Source organism: Amycolatopsis sp. cg13 (assembly GCF_041346965.1).
Taxonomy (GTDB): domain Bacteria; phylum Actinomycetota; class Actinomycetes; order Mycobacteriales; family Pseudonocardiaceae; genus Amycolatopsis.
Genome location: NZ_CP166848.1, coordinates 7,176,451 through 7,194,512, shown reverse-complemented (window position 1 = coordinate 7,194,512; position 18,062 = coordinate 7,176,451). Strand labels below are relative to the sequence as shown.

Annotated in this window: 15 protein-coding genes; 10 read left to right on the top strand and 5 right to left on the bottom strand. The window is 70.1% G+C overall.

Translation table 11 applies throughout. The features are described from left to right. The first annotated feature begins 18 nt into the window (after positions 1-18). Both glpX and AB5I40_RS33820 read left to right on the top strand, forming a co-directional pair. Entirely contained in the window at positions 19-1,077 is a 1,059-nt protein-coding gene (gene glpX / locus AB5I40_RS33825; protein WP_043828132.1) for a class II fructose-bisphosphatase, read from the top strand. An 18-nt stretch (positions 1,078-1,095) separates the two neighbouring features. Next, a complete protein-coding gene (locus AB5I40_RS33820; protein WP_370934251.1) occupies positions 1,096-1,848 on the top strand; it encodes a trypsin-like serine protease in 753 nt (250 codons plus the stop codon). Position 1,849: 1 nt separating this feature from the next. On the opposite strand, the gene AB5I40_RS33815 is transcribed toward AB5I40_RS33820, so the two are convergent. Continuing rightward, the gene (locus AB5I40_RS33815) at positions 1,850-2,821 is read right to left on the bottom strand and encodes an NAD(P)/FAD-dependent oxidoreductase (protein ID WP_370934250.1); all 972 of its coding nucleotides are present in this window, start codon (positions 2,819-2,821) and stop codon (positions 1,850-1,852) included. A gap of 112 nt (positions 2,822-2,933) precedes the next feature. Between AB5I40_RS33815 and AB5I40_RS33810 the strand changes: the two genes are divergently transcribed. Then, a complete protein-coding gene (locus tag AB5I40_RS33810) occupies positions 2,934-4,331 on the top strand; it encodes a class II fumarate hydratase (protein WP_370934249.1) in 1,398 nt (465 codons plus the stop codon). 3 nt (positions 4,332-4,334) lie between these two features. Here AB5I40_RS33810 and AB5I40_RS33805 read toward each other — a convergent pair whose 3' ends face one another. Further along, entirely contained in the window at positions 4,335-5,234 is a 900-nt protein-coding gene (locus tag AB5I40_RS33805) for a DMT family transporter (protein WP_370934248.1), read from the bottom strand. Between the two features lie 88 nt (positions 5,235-5,322). Here AB5I40_RS33805 and AB5I40_RS33800 point away from each other — a divergent pair, with 88 nt between their 5' ends. From AB5I40_RS33800 to AB5I40_RS33780, 5 genes are all read left to right on the top strand, one after another. Continuing rightward, positions 5,323-6,684, top strand: coding sequence for a PLP-dependent aminotransferase family protein (locus tag AB5I40_RS33800; RefSeq protein WP_370934247.1), 1,362 nt, complete (start codon positions 5,323-5,325; stop codon positions 6,682-6,684). Between the two features lie 91 nt (positions 6,685-6,775). Further along, positions 6,776-8,455 (top strand): PstS family phosphate ABC transporter substrate-binding protein, encoded by a 1,680-nt coding sequence (locus tag AB5I40_RS33795; RefSeq protein ID WP_370934246.1) that lies wholly within the window; start codon positions 6,776-6,778, stop codon positions 8,453-8,455. A 69-nt stretch (positions 8,456-8,524) separates the two neighbouring features. Further along, positions 8,525-10,177, top strand: coding sequence for an ATP-dependent DNA ligase (locus tag AB5I40_RS33790; RefSeq protein ID WP_370934245.1), 1,653 nt, complete (start codon positions 8,525-8,527; stop codon positions 10,175-10,177). Between the two features lie 154 nt (positions 10,178-10,331). After that, positions 10,332-11,633 carry a S8 family serine peptidase gene (locus tag AB5I40_RS33785; protein WP_370934244.1) on the top strand — a complete coding sequence of 434 codons (1,302 nt, stop codon included), beginning with the start codon at positions 10,332-10,334 and terminating at the stop codon, positions 11,631-11,633. Between the two features lie 135 nt (positions 11,634-11,768). After that, positions 11,769-12,416, top strand: a complete 648-nt coding sequence (locus AB5I40_RS33780) for a Pr6Pr family membrane protein (protein WP_370934243.1) — start codon at positions 11,769-11,771, stop codon at positions 12,414-12,416. Here AB5I40_RS33780 and AB5I40_RS33775 read toward each other — a convergent pair. Beyond that, complete coding sequence (locus tag AB5I40_RS33775) at positions 12,376-13,596, bottom strand: NADH:flavin oxidoreductase/NADH oxidase family protein (RefSeq protein ID WP_370934242.1); 1,221 nt, start codon at positions 13,594-13,596, stop codon at positions 12,376-12,378. The two genes, AB5I40_RS33780 and AB5I40_RS33775, sit on opposite strands and share 41 nt — an antisense overlap. A gap of 94 nt (positions 13,597-13,690) precedes the next feature. Between AB5I40_RS33775 and AB5I40_RS33770 the strand changes: the two genes are divergently transcribed. Next, positions 13,691-14,314, top strand: a complete 624-nt coding sequence (locus tag AB5I40_RS33770) for an MBL fold metallo-hydrolase (RefSeq protein ID WP_370934241.1) — start codon at positions 13,691-13,693, stop codon at positions 14,312-14,314. A gap of 414 nt (positions 14,315-14,728) precedes the next feature. Here the strand turns inward: AB5I40_RS33770 and AB5I40_RS33765 are convergent, their stop codons facing one another. After that, a complete protein-coding gene (locus AB5I40_RS33765; RefSeq protein WP_370934240.1) occupies positions 14,729-15,196 on the bottom strand; it encodes a DUF309 domain-containing protein in 468 nt (155 codons plus the stop codon). Positions 15,197-15,263: 67 nt separating this feature from the next. Here AB5I40_RS33765 and AB5I40_RS33760 point away from each other — a divergent pair, with 67 nt between their 5' ends. Then, entirely contained in the window at positions 15,264-16,703 is a 1,440-nt protein-coding gene (locus AB5I40_RS33760) for a GuaB1 family IMP dehydrogenase-related protein (RefSeq protein ID WP_370934239.1), read from the top strand. 55 nt (positions 16,704-16,758) lie between these two features. On the opposite strand, the gene AB5I40_RS33755 is transcribed toward AB5I40_RS33760, so the two are convergent. After that, entirely contained in the window at positions 16,759-18,045 is a 1,287-nt protein-coding gene (locus AB5I40_RS33755; protein ID WP_370940670.1) for a PhoH family protein, read from the bottom strand. Positions 18,046-18,062: the final 17 nt, after the last annotated feature.

Here is an 18,062-nt window from a genome sequence, read left to right as displayed (position 1 = left end):
GTGTTCCGGGAGGCCACCATGACCACCGCCAGTGACCGCAGCCGACGCGAAGCGCCTGATCGCAACCTCGCCATGGAACTGGTGCGGGTGACCGAGGCAGCCGCGATGGCGGCCGGCCGCTGGGTCGGCCGAGGCGACAAGATCGGCGGCGACGGGGCTGCCGTCGACGCGATGCGCCAGCTCGTCTCCACCGTCTCGATGCGCGGCGTCGTCGTCATCGGCGAGGGCGAGAAGGACGAAGCGCCGATGCTGTTCAACGGCGAAGAGGTCGGCAACGGCGACGGCCCGGACTGCGACGTCGCGGTCGACCCGGTCGACGGCACCACGCTCATGGCGAAGGGCATGCCGAACGCGCTGGCCGTGCTCGCGGTCGCCGAGCGCGGCGCGATGTTCGACCCGTCCGCGGTGTTTTACATGGAGAAGCTGGCCGTCGGCCCGGACGCGGCGGGCAAGGTGGACATCTCCGCCCCGGTCGCGGAGAACATCCGGCGCGTGGCGAAGGCGAAGAACTCCAGCGTCAGCGACGTGACGGTCTGCATCCTCGACCGGCCGCGGCACGAACAGCTGGTCAAAGAGGTCCGTGAGGCGGGAGCCCGGATCCGGTTCATCTCCGACGGCGACGTCGCGGGCGCGATCGCCGCTGCCCGGCCGACCACCGGGGTCGACATGCTGCTCGGCATCGGCGGCACGCCCGAGGGCATCATCGCCGCGTGCGCGATGAAGTGCCTCGGCGGCGAACTGCAGGGCCGGCTGTGGCCGAAGGACGACGCCGAGCGCGAAAAGGCGCTCGCCGCGGGCCACGACCTTGACCGGATCCTGCTCAACGACGACCTGGTCACCGGCGACAACGTGTTCTTCTGCGCGACCGGCGTCACCGACGGCGACCTGCTGCGCGGCGTCCACTACCGGGCTGGCGGCGCGACGACGCAGTCGATCGTCATGCGGTCCAAGTCCGGGACGGTCAGAATGATCGACGGCTACCACCGGCTCGAGAAGCTGCGGGCGTACTCGTCCGTCAACTTCGACGGCAACCTCGACCTCGACGAGGACGAGCGCGCGGTGCCTCCGCTTCCCTGATCTGCCAAGGAGTTCCCGGTGTCGAAACGGCTGTTCGCGCTGGCGCTGACCGTCCTCGCCGGAGTCGTGCTCAGCGCGGGCAGCGCTTCGGCGGGGCCCGCTATTGTCGGCGGAACCGACGCGGACCAGCCGTACCCGTTCGCGGTGTCCCTGCACACCTCGGGCGGCGCGCTGTTCTGCGGCGGTTCGCTGATCACGCCGACGTGGGTGGTCACCGCGGCGCACTGCCTGTCCGCGAAGGACCCGGCGACGATCGGGTTGCGCGTCGGCAGCAACGACGCGGACGCGGGCGGGGAAACGCCGAAAGCGGCGGAATTCGTGCTGCACCCGCATTTCAACGCCGAAACGCAAACCGGCGATGTCGGCCTGATCCGGCTGACCGCACCGGTGCAAGCCGCGCCGATCGCGATCGGCGGTTCGGCCGCACCGGGCACGGCGGTCCGGGTAATCGGCTGGGGCCAGACGTGCGCGACGCCGAATTGCGGGCCGGTCTCGAAGTCGTTGCGCCAGCTCGACACGCAACTGGTGCCGGGCGCGAAATGCACGGCGGCGTTCGACGGAACCTCCGAACTGTGCACGGAAAGCCCCGGCGGATCCGGCTCGTGCTACGGCGATTCCGGTGGGCCGGAACTGGTTCGCGACGGCGACCGGTGGGTGCTGGCCGGGATGGTCAGTCGCCCGGGGAACCGCTCGTCGACGTGCGGATCGGCTCCTTCGATCGCTACGTCGGCGGTGGCGTATCAGCCTTGGCTGGCGGAGAAAACCGGCTGATTCACTCGACGTTGCTCGAATGCCCGGGGAACAAATGTGCCTCCGGATTCAACGCCACCGCGATATTGTTCACCGCCGTGGCCGCCTCCCCGAATCCGGTCGCGATCAGCTTCACTTTCCCCGGATACGCCGCCACATCCCCAGCCGCGTAAACGCGCGGCCGCGCGGTGGCCATCGTCGAGTCGACCGAAATCGCGCGGTGATCGATTTCCAACCCCCAGCTCTCGATCGGCCCCAAATCCGCGGTGAACCCCAACGCCGCAACCACCGCGTCCGCGCGCAGCTGTTCGTCCGCGCCGCCCTTCACAGTCACGTCGACCGCCGTCAAAGAGCCGTCCGGAGCTTCGACAAACCGGGACACCTCCGCATCGGTCACCAACCGCACGCCCAGCTCCCGCACCTGCCGCACGATCGATTCCGCGGCCCGGAACTTCGCGCGGCGGTGCACGAGCGTCACGCTCGCCGCGACCGGATGCAGCGCCAGACACCAGTCGAATGCCGAATCCCCGCCGCCGACCACGACGACGTGCTGCCCCTCATGAGCCGCGAGCGACGGGACAAAATGGACCATCCCCCGGCCCAGCCAACCGTCTCCGGCGGGCAGCGGACGCGGCGTGAACTCGCCGATGCCCGCGGTGATCAGGACCGCTCCCGCGCGCAGTACGTCGCCGCCGTCGAGGGTCAGCTCCAAGCCGTCCCCGACGCTCTCCAGCTTCTCCGCCTTGCGGCCGAGCAGGTAATCCGGCTTCCACGGTGCGGCCTGGTCCACCAGGCCCTGCACGAGATCCCGGCCGCGGACCGCGGCGAACCCGCCTACGTCGTAGATCATCTTCTCCGGATACATCGCGGTGACCTGGCCGCCCGGCTCGGGCAGCGAATCGACGACGGCCATCGAAAGGCCGCGGAATCCCGCGTAGTAGGCGGCGAAGAGGCCGGTGGGACCGGCTCCGATGACGACGAGGTCGTAATCCATGAGGCTCGCTCCATGCCAGTGGTGGGTGGCGGTGATCGAGAACACAACCGAGCGTACCGGGGTGGGCGACAACACCCGGCCGCAAACCGGAATCGGGGCCAGAATCGAAGGTATGGCTGAACAGGAATACCGGATCGAACACGACACGATGGGTGAGGTCCGCGTCCCGGTCGACGCGCTCTACCGCGCGCAGACGCAGCGTGCCGTCGAGAACTTCCCCATCTCCGGCCGCGGTCTCGAGCGCGCCCAGATCCGCGCGCTGGGCCTGTTGAAGGCCGCCGCCGCCCGCGTGAACGCGCGGCTTGGCGTCCTGGACGCCGACGTCGCCGACGCGATCGCCAAGGCCGCCGACGAGGTCGCCGAGGGCAAGCACGACGAGCACTTCCCGATCGACGTCTTCCAGACCGGTTCGGGCACGTCGTCCAACATGAACGCGAACGAGGTCATCGCGACGCTGGCCACCCGCGCGCTCGGCCGCGACGTGCACCCGAACGACCACGTCAACGCGTCGCAGTCCTCGAACGACACGTTCCCGACGACGATCCACGTCGCCGCCACCGAGGCTGTCCTCACCGACGTCGTCCCGGCGCTGGAGCACCTCGCCGGCGCGATCGAGGCGCGCGCCGAGGAGTGGAACGACGTCGTCAAGTCCGGCCGCACGCACCTGATGGACGCCGTGCCGATCACGCTCGGCCAGGAAGCGGGCGCGTGGGCCGCGCAGATCCGGTTCGGCATCGAGCGGCTGCAGTCCGGCCTGCCGCGGCTGGGCGAACTGCCCATCGGCGGCACCGCGGTCGGCTCCGGCCTGAACGCGCCGGACGGCTTCGGCGCGGCGGTGTCGGCCGAGCTGGCGCAGATCACCGGGTTGCCGCTCACCGAGGCACGCAACCACTTCGAGGCGCAGGCGACGCAGGACAGCGTGGTCGAGACCTCCGGGCACCTGCGCACGGTCGCGGTATCGCTGAACAAGATCGCGAACGACCTGCGCTGGCTGGGTTCCGGCCCGCGCACCGGGCTGGCCGAGCTGGCGCTGCCGGACCTCCAGCCGGGTTCGTCGATCATGCCGGGCAAGGTCAACCCGGTCATTCCGGAGGCGACGCTGCAGGTCGTCGCGCAGGTCGTCGGCAACGACGCGGCGGTCGCGTTCGCCGGTGCGGCGGGCAACTTCCAGCTCAACGTGAATCTGCCGGTCATCGCGCGCAACGTGCTCGAATCGGCGCGGCTGCTCGCGGCCGTCTCGCGGCTGCTGGCGGACAAGGTGTTCGCCGGGGTCACCGCGAACGCCGAGCGCGCGCGGCAGTACGCCGAGGGCTCGCCGTCGATCGTCACGCCGCTCAACAAGTACATCGGCTACGAGGAAGCGGCCGCGGTGGCGAAGCAGGCGCTCAAGGAGCTCAAGACGATCCGTGAGGTCGTGCTGGAGCGCGGGTACGTCCGCGACGGCAAGCTCACCGAAGCGCAGCTCGACGAGGCGCTCGACGTGCTGCGGATGGCGCGCGGCGGCAAGTAGCAGTCAGCCGACTGTAGCGGCTCGCTCGGACAATTCCGGGCGAGCCGCTTCGCGTTTCCACAGTCCACATGCGACTCCAGCGGCGACCAGGGCGACACCAGCCAGATCCTTGAGCTCGAACCGTTGCGCGCCGATCAGCACCGCGACGGCCAGTCCGGACACCGGCATCAGCCCGATCAGCACGCCCGCCCGGTCCGCACCCAGTCCCACGACGCAGCTGTACCAGAGCACGAAAGCCACCGCGGTCACCAAGACGGCCAGCAACAGCAACGCGACGAGTTCGCGCGCGTTCGGCCACCGCCAGGCTCCAGCCGGATCGACCACCGTCCCGACCACGGAACCGGCTGCGGCAGCAGTGAAACAGCTCCACGTCGAGGTCGCCAACGGTCCGAGTCGGCGCAGCAATCCGACCGCGAGCAGGGTGAACGACGCTTCGCACAACATTGCCAGCGCAGCCAGCAACAACCCTGGCGCGGAAGCGGATCCGCCACCGGACAGGACCACGATGCCGAGCCCAGCCAGCACCGATCCGACGACGGGAGCGGCGGACGGACGGCGACCGTCCAGCATCGGCGCGATCAGCGCGAGCACGAGCGGGCTGGCTCCGAGAAACGCCGCCACCGCACTGGGTTCCGCGAAGCGCTGGGCCAGCAGCAGACAGGCCTGAAACCCGATCATCCCGGTGGCGGCGAGGCCGAGCAGCGTCGGCAGATCGCCGAGTTTCGGCCGCGGCAGCGGGCTGCGCGTGACCTTCGCCCAGCCCAGCAGCAAAAGGCCGCCGAGCGCGTACCGCAGCGCCTGCCCGGTGATCACCGGATATCCGTCCAGCATGCCGGTGACCGGCACCGATCCGCCGACCAGCACCGCGCCGGCCACCCCTGAAAGCACCATCGACCGTTTCACGCAGCTCAGTCTTCAGCCGCGAGTGGTCTATTCAGAAGGACCACTCGACACTGGCATAACTGGACCACTTAGCCGTACTGTCGTGGCCGTGGAAACGATCCGCGAGCTGCTGCTGCCCGCCGCCGCCGGAGGACGCCGGGGCCGCGCCGTCGAGGCCGCGTTGCGCGACGCGATCCGCACTGGACGGCTGGCCGTCGGCACCCGGCTGCCGTCGAGCCGCGATCTCGCGCGCCAGCTCGGGGTCGCGCGCGGCACCATCACCGCGCTCTACGAGCAACTCACCGCCGAGGGCTACCTGCTGAGCAAGCACGGCTCCGGCACTCGGGTTGCGCCGATCGACGATCCCGCGCCGAATCCTCGCGTCAGTGCGACGAAATCGCCGACCTGGGAGTTCGACCTCCGCCCTGGGCTGCCTGCTTTGTCGGCGTTCCCGCGGGCCGAATGGCTTGCCGCCGAACGAGAAGCCTTGAACGCGACACCCGACCTCGGCCTCGGCTACCCCGATCCGACCGGCCATCCGGCGTTGCGCGCGGAACTCGCCGCCTACCTCGGCCGCGTCCGGGCGTTGCCGACGAACCCGGACGACATCGTGATCACCAGCGGGGCCGCGGAAGCGCTGTCACTGCTGGCCGATGCCTTGCCGGACCAGCGCATCGCGGTCGAAGACCCGAGCCACCACGGCCAAGCGAACCTCCTGCGCGACCACGGGCTTCGGCCAATCGGCATCCCGGTCGACGACAAAGGCATCAACGTCGACGCACTGTCCACTTCAGACTGTTCCGTCGTGCTGGTGACCGCCGCGCACCAGTTCCCGCTCGGCGTCGCGCTGCATCCGGATCGCCGTCGGCAACTGCTGTCCTGGGCGGCGGAAACCGGCGGGCTCATCCTGGAAGACGACTACGACGCCGAGCATCGCTACGACCGTCCCGCGCTGGGCGCGATGCGCGCGCTGGCACCGGATCACGTCGCCTACATCGGCAGCGTCAGCAAAGTGCTCGCGCCAGCATTGCGGATCGGCTGGCTCATTCCGCCGCGACGGCTGCGCGACGCCGTGGCCCGGGTCAAGGAAATGCACGACCTCGGTTGCCCGCCGCTCCCGCAAGCCGCGCTCGCGCATCTGATCGCCACCGGTGGCTACGACCGGCATCTGCGCCGCACCCGACGCTTGTACCGCGCTCGTCGTGACGCGCTTATCGAAGCCATAACCCAGCACCTCCCGCAGTGGCAGCCGGTCGGGATCGCCGCCGGACTGCACCTGGTCGTCCGCCTCCCGGACGGCACCGATGACGTACGCCTGCAGGAAAAGCTCGCCTCAGCAGGCGTGCACGCCCCCGCCTTGTCGACTTATTCCCATACCGCGGCGGGATATCCGGGTCTCGTGCTCGGGTACGCCGCGCTCCCGCCGGACCGGCTCCGCGCCGCCGTGGAGCGGATCGCGTCGGCCGGTTGAACCGCCGGTGAACTCCTGGTGCACCGGGGAGGGGTCCCGCGACTGACGCTTAGGGTGGACAGTCTCGGAAGCGGGGGCAGGGGGAATCACCGTGAGCTTCGGGGAAATAGTGCGCACACTCGCCGACGTGCTCACGTCCAGCCGCGGCCTCGTGCCGATCGCCGTCGTCGCGGGCGCGACCATCCTCGCGCCGATCATCGACCGCTACGTCATCCGCCGCAGGCGCGTCATCTACCGGGAACTCTACAACTCCAAAATCGGCCTCAATCCAGTTACGCTCAGCGACTCGGACAACGGTGCGGTGCAAGCGGATCCGGAGCTCGTGCGCACCGTGCAACTGCTGGAACCGCTCAGCGTCGTCGTGATCCGCATCCGCAACACCGGCAGCTTCGACATCGGCCCGGACGACTGGGAACACCCGCTGCAGTTCACCTTCGGGCGGAGGGTGGTCTGGGACGCGCGCGTGTCCGACGCCAAGGACGGGTTACGTGAAGTGGTCCGGAACGGACTTGAATTCTTTACTCATGATCAGCCTACGCCTGATCCGGGAACCGCGCGACTGTCCGGCGTGCGAGCATTGCTGCCGCAGCGAATTTCCGCTCTGCTGCGGCAAAACGACGCCCCGCCCGCACCAGCTCCGCAGTGGCACGGCGTCCGCCTCGAACAGCTTTCGCTGAAGCGGCGCGAAAAGTTCAAACTCGTCGTCGTGCTGCGCGAGCCGGACGACTGGCGAGGCGGGCCGATGTCCAAGGAACTGGACGTCACCGGACGGCTCAGCGGCGGCCGGATCAAGGACGAGCGCAAACAGCGCTGGCTGTCGTGGCCGGTCGTCACGGGAGCGATCGGAGTGCTGCTGACCGGGGCGTTGCTGAGCATGCTCCTCGTCGCCGTGTCGCGCGGGTCCGAACCAGGCTGCGGCAAGGGATCCCTTGCGGTGCACGGATCCAGTGCGTTCGCGCGGATCATGAACAGCGTCGCGGACGAGTACCAGCGGCTGTGTCCCGGTGCGACGATCCTGACGCAGGCGGTCGGGAGCGTATCCGCGGTGCGCGAGCTGGGGCCGTTGCCAGCAGAGCAAAAGGACAGTTTGGCGGTGTTGTCCGACGGCAAGGCTGCCGATGCTGGGCCGGATCTGGTCACGCAGCCTGTCGCCGTGCTCGTGTACGGCCTGGTAGTGAACAAATCCGTCGGCGTCGACCACCTGAGCGGCGAGCAGGTGCGCGGCATCTTCAGCGGAAAGTACACGAACTGGTCGCAACTGCGGGAGGGGCCGTCGATTCCGATCCGGGTCGTCGGACGCGGGCAGGAATCGGGTACGCGCAAGACTTTCGAGGAGAAAATACTGGGTACGGCCGAGCCGGGACTGTCCTCGGACGACTGCCGGACGCCGACCCGCGACCCGCACGCCGCAGTGGTGCGATGCGAACGCGGTACGACCGACGAACTGCTGCGCGCCGTCGGCGATACGCCTGGTGCGATCGGCTACGCGGACGTGCCGGCGGCAAAGATCGCCGCGGCTGGCGGGCAAGTCGCGATGGCGAAACTCGACGACCGCTACCCCGACGTGACCAGCATCGACGCCGGCTATCGCTTCTGGACGGTGGAGTACTTCTACACCAAGGGCGTGCCGGAGAACGACTCGCTGCTGAAGCAGTTCATCGACTACCTGCGCAGCAGCACGGCGCGGGCGGAACTGCAGGACGCAGGGTACACGCCGTGTGTGACGAAACAGGGCCTGCTGGACCAGTACTGCACTCGTCCGGATGCCTGACCAGCTGTTTTTCACCCGGTCGAGGCTGGGGCGGGAGTTTTTGTCGGTGGCGGGGGCGATGATGGCCGGGTGTTGTTCACCGACCTCGTCACCGCCTCCGCCGAACTGGCGGCCACGCGGTCACGGAAAACGAAGATCGCCGTGCTGGCCGCTGTGCTGCGCGCGGCCGAACCCGGCGAACTGCCCGCGGTGATCGCGTATCTCACCGGGCAGACGGCGCAGGACCGGCTCGGAGCCGGCTGGCGCACGCTCGCCGACCTCGCCGTCGAACCCGCGGCCGAGGCTGCCGTCTCGGTGGCCGAGGTCGACGTCGCGCTCACGGACGTCGCGGCCGCGGCGGGCGCGGGGTCGGTCAAGCGACGAGCAGAGGTGCTCACCGCGTTGTTCTCCCGGCTGACCCGGGCGGAGCAGGAGTTCGTGGTCCGGCTCGTCACCGGGGAGCTGCGCCAGGGCGCGCTGGAAGGCGTGATGGTCGACGCGGTCGCGGCGGCGGCCGAGGTGGAGGTCGAGCTGGTGCGGCGGGCCTTCATGCTGTCCGGACGGTTGCCGGTCACCGGACAGGTGGCGTTGACCGGGGGCGCGGCGGCGCTCGCGGAGTTCGGGCTTGAGCTGGGCCGTCCAGTGCGGCCGATGCTCGCGTCGCCGGCGGAATCGCTGGAAGAAGCCGTGACGGAGCACGGGAACGCGATCGTCGAGTACAAAATGGACGGTGCGCGGATCCAGGTGCACCGGCACGGTGCGGAAGTGCACGTGTACACGCGCACGCTGCGGGAAATCACCGGCAGCGTAGGCGAATTGGTCGAGCTGGTGCGAGCGCTGCCGTGCGAATCGGTGGTGCTGGACGGCGAAACCCTCGCGCTCACCGACGACGGGCGGCCGCGGCCGTTCCAGGAAACGATGAGCCGGTTCGGCAGCACGCGGGACGAGCAGGTGCGGGCGTTGCTGCTGCGGCCGTACTTCTTCGACTGCCTGCATCTGGACGGGGTCGATCTGCTCGACGCGCCGCTGTCCGAGCGCAACGAGGCGCTGCGCCGGGTGGCGGGCGAGCACGTGATCCCCGGCTCGGTCCGGCCGGAATCACCGGCCGCGGTGCTCGAGGCGGCGATGGACGCCGGGCACGAGGGCGTGATGGTGAAGGACCTCGATTCGATCTACGCGGCCGGGCGGCGCGGGCGCGCGTGGCTCAAGGTGAAACCGGTGCACACCATCGACCTGGTGGTGCTGGCGGCGGAATGGGGCCACGGGCGGCGCACCGGGAAGCTGTCGAACCTGCACCTCGGCGCGCGCGATCCGGACGGCGGACCGCCGATCATGGTGGGCAAGACGTTCAAGGGCCTCACCGACGAGCTGCTGGCCTGGCAGACCGAGCGGTTCCAGGAGATCGAGTCGCACCGCGACCGGTGGACCGTCCATGTCCGGCCGGAGATGGTGGTCGAGATCGAGCTGGACGGGGCTCAGGTCAGCACGCGGTATCCGGGCGGGCTGGCGCTGCGGTTCGCGCGGGTGGTGCGGTATCGGCCGGACAAGGAACCCGGCGAGGCGGACACCATCGACACCGTCCGGGGGTTGCTGCGCGGCAGCCGTCCGGCTGAGCAGACCGGCTCGGCAGAGCAACCCAGCCTCGCGGGAAGTGCTGAGTCGTCGAGGCAGCCGAGCTCGGCGGCGCGGCCTGATTCCGTCGGTCCTGAAGATCAGGCCGGTTCCGAGGAGGCGTCCGGATGATCGCCCGGCACGCCCTCTGGATGAGTGGGCACATTACGGACATCGGGCAGTTTTCCCCGCCGTGCTCAGGAAAACGCCCGACGAAAGTTGATGTCGCACCCGTGCCCGCGTACCCGAGAGTGGGAGCACTGGCCTGTGTCGATGGGAGAAAAGCATGACGTTCCGGGTGAAATCAGCCGTCCGGGGATTCGGGCGGCCGATGACCCTGCTGGCGGGCGTGGCGCTCGCCGCCACCGTGGTGGCGGCACCGGCCAGTGCCGCGCCGGCCCCGCCGCAGCCGTCCCGACACCACTTCTCGGCCGCCGCGCAGTCGTTCGTCGGCGCGACCACCGTGTCCGAGCGAGTGGCGCGGCTCAACGCGGCGATGGCCAAGCTGCCGAAGGAAAGCGGCGCGTACAACGCCACGAAGCTGTGGAACCAGGGCATCACCGGCGCCGGGTCCACCGTGGCCACGCTGGTGTCGTTCGGCGACGACAAGGTCAAGCAGGTCCTGGACGAGTACTCGCGGCAGCACGGCCTGCCGCCGGCGAACGTCGAGGTGCTGCAGCCCTCCGGCGCGGTGCCCGCGTGCACCGACCCCGGGGTGGACACCGCCGCCTGCCAGTCGTGGGGCGGGGAAACCGACCTCGACGTCACGATGATGCACGCCATGGCCCCGGGCGCGAAGATCATCGTCGCCGCTACCCCGGTCGCCGAGACGCAGGGTTTCGCCGGTCTGCCGGAAATGATGCACGCTGTCGACTACATGACCGAGCACCGCATCGCCGACGTGGTCTCGATGAGCTTCGGCACCACCGAGGAGAACTTCCCGTCGTTCGAGTCGATCAAGACCCTCGACCCGGCGCTGGAGCGGGCGAGCAAGGCGGGCGTCACGCTGGTGGCGTCGTCCGGCGACGACGGCCCGACCGGGGCATACCTGCAGGGACCCGGCAGGTACCCGTACCGCGTGGCGAGCTGGCCCGCCAGCGACCCGAACGTCACCACGCTCGGCGGCACCCAGCTGCACCTGGACGCGAACGGCGTCCGCACCCAGCCCGACGATCTGGTCAACGCGGCGGACAACGGGTTCAGCGAGGGAGCGGGCCTGTCGAAGGCGTACGCGCGGCCGTCCTGGCAGAACCGCGTCAAGCAGATCACCGGCAGCACGATGCGGTCGTACCCGGACATCAGCATGGAAGGCGTCCAGGGCACCTCGCAGTCGGCACCGTTGTTCGCGGGCGTGCTGGCGCTGGCGGTGCAGGCCAACCACGGGCGGCTGGGCCAGATCAACCCGGCGCTGTACTCGAAGCTGGGTCCGAAGGGCGCCGCAGCCGGGATCGTCGACGTCACCAAGGGCGACAACAGCCAATGGGACGTCGAAGGCTTCAAGGCCGGTCCGGGCTACGACATCGCGAGCGGCTGGGGCACGGTCGACGCGTCGGTCTTCGTGCCTGCCTTGGTGAAGGCGGTGCGGTGATGCGGTAATCAGCGGACGGGCATTGCCTCCGGAGGGCAGTGGTCACTCGGCTTGAGCAAGTTCACCCGGCCCGGCGCGATCGATCCCGGTCGTGTCGGGCGGGGCGGACCGGGCCGGAACCGTAGTGTCAGCGGCATGTCCTCGAAAGCGTTGGCCCGGCTGTGGTTCGGGGTGACCGCGGTCGTCGTGCTGGCCGCGCTCGTGATCCAGATCGTCGCGCTGGTGCCGGCGCAAGGGCGGTACGCCAGCTTCGGCGGGCGGGTGGCGAACCTGTTCACCTACTTCACGATCATCTCGAACCTGCTCGTCCTCGTCACCGGCGCGGCGTTCGCGCGCGGACGCGGCACCTCGCCGCTGATGCGCGTGCTGTGGCTCGACGCGCTGGTCGGGATCGTGGTCACCGGCGTGGTCTACCAGGTCGCGCTCGCCGGGCTGTACGAACTGCACGGGCTCAGCCTCGCCGCGGACATCCTGCTGCACCGCGTCACCCCGGTGCTGTGCGTCCTCGGCTGGCTGATCTTCGCTCCGCGCGTGCTGGAATGGCGCACGGTCTGGTGGTCGCTCGTCTACCCCTTGGCGTGGCTGGTTTTCACGCTCGTCCGCGGCGCGATCGACGGCTACTACCCGTACCCGTTCGTCAACGCCGACGACCTCGGCTACGGGCAGGTCGCGCTGAACTGCGTGCTCATCGGCGTTTTCTTCATCGCGCTCGCCAGCGGAGCCCGGATCGTCGACCGGCGGCTCACGCGCGTACCCGGCGAAACGCGTTTAGCGGATCGCTGAGCCCGGCCTGGGCCAGCGCCCGCCACGCGCCGCGCTTGAGGTCCACCGGCTTGCCCGCGGCGACGCGGTGCATCTGCTGGGTGTGCCACTGGATCTCGAGCAGGCTGTCGGCGAGCCGGATTCCCGTGCGCGGGCACCGCCGTTCGGCTCGGACGTCCTCGCCCGCGAGCAGGCGTCCGGGAAGACCGGGGTCCACAGTGAACGGACGGCCGATCCCGAGCATGTCCAGCGCACCGGATTCCAGTGCCTCCGCCATCCCGGCGGCCGTGGTGAAGCCGCCGGTGACCATCAGCGCGACGTCGCTGATCTGCCGGGCTTTCGCCGCGTAGTCCAGGAAATACGCTTCCCGCCGCTGCGTGCTCGCCCGGCCGGCGCCCATCATCGCGGCCCGCTCGTAGGTGCCGCCGGAAATCTCCAGCAGGTCGATTCCCGCCTCGCCCAGCGCGCGAACCACCTGCAGCGACTCGTCCTCGTCGAAGCCGCCGCGCTGGAAATCCGCACTGTTGAGCTTCACCGAAACCGGCACGCGATCGCCCACCGCGCCCCGAACCGCGCGCACCACCTCAAGCAGGAACCGGCTGCGGTCGCGCCCCCACTCGTCGTCGCGACGATTCACCAACGGCGACAGGAACTGCGAAATCAGGTACCCGTGCGCGCCATGAATCTGGATCCCGGCGAACCCGGCGTCGACGAACGCCCGCGCCGACACCGCGAACCTCGCCACCACCGCTTCGATCTCGTCCCCAGTCAATGCCCGCGGCGCCGCGAACGCCGTCCGCACCCCTCGATCGCCGAACGGCACCGCCGACGGCGCGACCGGCTGCCGGGACAAGTACCGGGGACTCTGCCGACCGGGATGGTTGAGCTGCACCCACAACTGCGCGTCGGTCCCGTCCACCGACTGCGCCCACGGCCGATACGCCGCCGGATCCGGCACGGTCGGCACCGCGACGTTGCGCGGCTCGCCGAGCGCGGTGGGATCGACCATCACGTTGCCCGTCACCAGCAGGCCAGCGCCCCCGCGCGCCCACGTCCGGTACAGCCGCGTGAGCTCGCCGGACGGCGCGTTACGACGGTCGCCAAGCTGCTCGCTGAGCGCCGACTTCGCGATCCGATGCGGCAGCACGGCCCCGCACTGCAGCTTGAGCGGTTCGGCGAGCAGATCCCGGGGATCGGTCATGAGCAGTCCCGTCGTCGCGGCTAACTTACCGCGAGTAAGGATACTCGAAAGTAAGTACCGGCGGTATGCCTCGCGGCCCACTAGGGTCTGCGGCATGACGGCGATAGTGCAGAACCTGGTCACGTCGGGCGTGTTCGAGCTCGACGGCGGCAGCTGGGACGTGGACAACAACGTCTGGATCGTGGGCGACGGCTCCGAGGTGATCGTGATCGACGCCGCCCACGACGCGGACGCCATCGCGGACGTGGTCGGAGACCGCACAGTCCGCGCGATCGTCTGCACCCACGCGCACAACGACCACGTCAACGCCGCCCCCGCGTTGGCGGAGCGCACCGGTGCGCCGATCCTGCTGCACCCAGCCGACCGCGTCGTGTGGGACCTGACCCACCCGGACCGCGCCCCCGACGGCGACCTGGCCGACGGACAGGTCATCACCGTCGCCGGCACCGACCTCACCGTGCTGCACACCCCCGGCCACGCCCCCGGCGCGGTCTGCCTGCACAGCCCCGACCTGGAAGTCCTCTTCACCGGAGACACCCTGTTCCACGGCGGCCCCGGCGCGACCGGCCGCTCGTACTCCGACTACCCGACCATCGTGAAGTCCATCCGCGACCGCCTCTTCCCCCTCCCCGACGCAACCATCGTCCGCACCGGCCACGGCGAGGCGACGACCGTCGGGAAGGAAAAAGCCGCGTCGGCCGACTGGCCCGCCGCCTGATCCGCGCTGAATCTCGCCGGGCGGATCAGCGCGCGTTGCTGACCCGCCCGGCGAGTTCACCAACTGGCCGCTGAGACCGCTCCGCAAACGCTTGCGGCCAGCTAGACCAGCCAATTCGGCTACCGCCTGCCCGCCTCGACACACGTCGCCAGGCCTGCTCGCATCACGACAGGCCGCGACGCCACGCATCGACCGCGACTCCTGAGCGGCTGGAGCCTGAGCCGCAACGTCGGATGCACCCGAGGCCCGCCAGACCTCGGCCAGCCGTCGCTCCAAGCCGCGCCGCCGAACCGACTGCTTCGCGTTCGACCGCGACGCCGACAGCCCGCTGCCAAGAACAGCCCAGCGAACCGCCCATTCCGCAGCCATCCCGAACTAAGCCCGCCGCGTGCCCGAGCGACGCACCGAAGCCGCCTACCGAGCCAGCCGAGGAACCTCCGGAACCACCCGGACCCGCTCCCGAGCCTCGCCCGCAAGCGCTTCCGCCCACTCCTGCAACCCGGCCACATCCACCCCGTACGGCGGCTCATCCCGGAACGGCGCGATGTTCTCCGCACCCCGCTCCAGCAGCGCGACCGCCCCGTTCCCGTTCCCTCGCAACGCGTGCGTCAGCCCCACCGCCAATTGAGCCAGACCACGCCACAGCTCGCGCTCCGGCCCGTCCGTCGCCTTCCAGGCGTCCTCGAACACCTCATGCGCGTGGAACGGGCGGCCGGCGTCCAGCAGGTGCTGCGCCTCCGCCAAGGTCTCCGCCGGGGTCCGCTGCACGCCCTCGGGCTGGCGCGGCACGCCGTCGGATCCATACGGCAGCGGGCGGCCTAGACCATCACGCGGCCGGGCGTTGCGCGCCCGTCCCTGGTCGTCGCGATCACGGCTGTCCACCCGGCCATTGTTCCACGCGCCAAGCCGGGTTAGCGTCTCGCGCGCAAGCCACGTAGCCTGGTGACTCGTGCGCTTTCTGGATGGGCACGTGCCCGCTCACGACCTGACCTACGACGACGTGTTCCTGCTGCCGAACCGTTCGGACGTGGAGTCCCGCTTCGGCGTCGACTTGTCCACTGTGGACGGCACTGGCGCGACGATCCCCTTGGTGGTGGCCAACATGACGGCCGTCGCCGGGCGGCGGATGGCCGAGACGGTCGCTCGCCGCGGCGGGCTCGTCGTGCTTCCGCAGGACGTCGACACCGAGGCGGTGGCCGAAATCGTCTCCTGGGTGAAGTCCCGCCACGCCGTTTGGGACACGCCGCTGGTCCTCACCGGCGGCGACGCGGTGGCCGACGCCCTCAACCTCGTGCACAAACGAGCACACGGCGCGGTCGTCATCGTCGACGGTGACGGCAAGCCGGTCGGCGTCGTCGACGAGGCCGCCTGCGCCGGTGTCGACCGCTTCGCGCGGCTGGCCGACGTCGCCGAGCCCGCTGTCGTCGCCGTGCCGCTGGACACGCCGCCGCGCGAGGTTTTCGAGCTTCTGCACAGCCACGGCGGACGGCTCGCCCTGGGCCTCGACGCCGACGGTCGCCTCGCCGGCGTCCTCACCGCAGTGGGCGCGCTGCGCTCGGAGATCTACACCCCGGCCGCCGACGCTCAGGGCAAGCTGCGCATCGCCGCAGCGGTCGGCGTGAACGGCGACGTCGCGGCGAAGGCCGAAGCGGTGCTGGCCGCGGGCGTCGACACGCTGGTCGTCGACACCGCGCACGGGCACCAGGAAAAGATGATCGCCGCGCTCAAGGCGGTCCGTTCGGTGTCGCCGAAGGTGCCGATCGTGGCGGGGAACGTCGTGACCGCCGAGGGCACTCGCGACCTCATCCACGCGGGCGCGGACGTCATCAAGGTCGGCGTCGGCCCCGGCGCGATGTGCACCACGCGAATGATGACCGGAGTCGGCCGTCCGCAGTTCTCCGCTGTCGCGGAATGTTCGGCTGCCGCCCGCGAACTGGGCAAACACGTCTGGGCCGACGGCGGTGTGCGGCACCCACGCGACGTCGCGCTGGCGCTGGCCGCGGGCGCGTCGGCGGCGATGGTCGGCTCGTGGTTCGCCGGAACCCACGAATCGCCCGGCGACCTGCGGTACGACGAGCAGGGCCGGCCGTACAAGGAATCGTTCGGGATGGCGTCGAAGCGCGCCGTCGGAGCCCGCACGCGCACGGACAACGTCTTCGACCGCGCCCGCAAGGCGCTGTTCGAGGAGGGCATCTCGACGTCGCGGATGGCGCTCGACCCGACCCGTCCTGGCGTCGAGGACCTGATCGACTCGATCTGCTCGGGTGTCCGCTCGTCCTGCACGTACGCGGGCGCGCGCACGCTTGAGGAGTTCCACGAGCGCGCTGTGCTGGGCGTGCAGTCCGCGGCCGGGTTCGCCGAGGGACGCCCGCTGCCTTCCGGCTGGTAGAGGGCCTCGTGAGTGGCAATCACGGTTAGAACCGTGATTGCCACTCACGACCAGATCAGCCGTGGTCCTCCAGCATCTCGGTCACCAGCGCCGCGATCGGCGAGCGCTCCGACCGGGTCAGGGTCACGTGCGCGAACAGCGGGTGCCCCTTCAGCTTCTCGATCACCGCCGAGACGCCGTCGTGCCGTCCGACCCGCAGGTTGTCGCGCTGGGCCACGTCGTGCGTGAGCACCACCCGCGACGCCGAGCCGAGCCGCGAAAGCACGGTCAGCAGCACGTTGCGTTCCAGCGATTGCGCCTCGTCCACGATCACGAAGGTGTCGTGCAGCGAGCGGCCCCGGATGTGCGTCAGCGGCAGCACTTCGAGCATGCCGCGGTCGAACACCTCGTCCAGCACGTCCTGGCTGACCAGCGCGCCGAGCGTGTCGAACACCGCCTGCGCCCAGGGCTGCATCTTCTCGCTCTCGGACCCGGGCAGATAGCCGAGATCCTGACCGCCGACCGCGTAGACCGGGCGGAACACCACGACCTTGCGGTGCTGCTGGCGTTCCATCACCGCCTCCAGGCCCGCGCACAGCGCCAGCGCCGACTTGCCGGTGCCCGCGCGACCGCCGAGCGAGACGATGCCGACATCGGAGTCCAGCAGCAGGTCGAGCGCCACGCGCTGTTCCGCCGAGCGGCCGTGCAGGCCGAACGCCTCGCGGTCGCCGCGCACCAGCCGCACCCGCTTGTCCGCCGTGACCCGGCCGAGCGCGCTGGAGCTGCCCGCGAGCAGCCGCAGCCCGGTGTGGCAGGGCAGTTCGCCCACCTCGCCGAGCCCGAACTCCGCCGGATCCGCCGAACCGCCCGAGAAGAGCGCGTCGATCAGCTCCTGGGGAGCGTCCACGTCCGCCATGCCCGTCCAGCCCGACGGCGTGACCTCCTGCGCCCGGTACTCGTCCGCGGTGAGCCCGACGGCGCCCGCCTTGACCCGCAGCGGGATGTCCTTCGTCACCAGGGTGACCGCCGGCTGCTCCGTCGCGAGGTTGAGCGCGCACGCGAGGATGCGGTGGTCGTTCGAGTCGGTGCGGAAGCCCACCGGGAGGACGGACGGATCAGTGTGGTTCAGCTCCACCTGCAGGGTGCCGCCCGCCTCGCCGATCGGGATCGGGGCGTCGAGCCTGCCGTGCTTGAGCCGGAGATCGTCCAGCAGCCGGAGGGATTCCCTGGCGAACCAGCCCAGTTCGGAGTGGTGGCGCTTGGCCTCCAGTTCGCTGATGACGACCAGCGGGAGCACCACCGCGTGTTCGGCGAACCGGGTGACCGCCCACGGGTCAGAGAGCAGCACCGACGTGTCGAGCACATAAGTGATGCGTGGGG

Bases quoted from the DNA above. Each gene is read 5' to 3' on its own strand.
- glpX (WP_043828132.1), top strand. From the start codon at position 19: ATGACCACCGCCAGTGACCGCAGCCGACGCGAAGCGCCTGATCGCAAC.
- AB5I40_RS33815 (WP_370934250.1), bottom strand. From the start codon at position 2,821: ATGGATTACGACCTCGTCGTCATCGGAGCCGGTCCCACCGGCCTCTTC.
- AB5I40_RS33810 (WP_370934249.1), top strand. From the start codon at position 2,934: ATGGCTGAACAGGAATACCGGATCGAACACGACACGATGGGTGAGGTC.
- AB5I40_RS33785 (WP_370934244.1), top strand. From the start codon at position 10,332: ATGACGTTCCGGGTGAAATCAGCCGTCCGGGGATTCGGGCGGCCGATG.
- AB5I40_RS33780 (WP_370934243.1), top strand. From the start codon at position 11,769: ATGTCCTCGAAAGCGTTGGCCCGGCTGTGGTTCGGGGTGACCGCGGTC.
- AB5I40_RS33775 (WP_370934242.1), bottom strand. From the start codon at position 13,596: ATGACCGATCCCCGGGATCTGCTCGCCGAACCGCTCAAGCTGCAGTGC.
- AB5I40_RS33770 (WP_370934241.1), top strand. From the start codon at position 13,691: ATGACGGCGATAGTGCAGAACCTGGTCACGTCGGGCGTGTTCGAGCTC.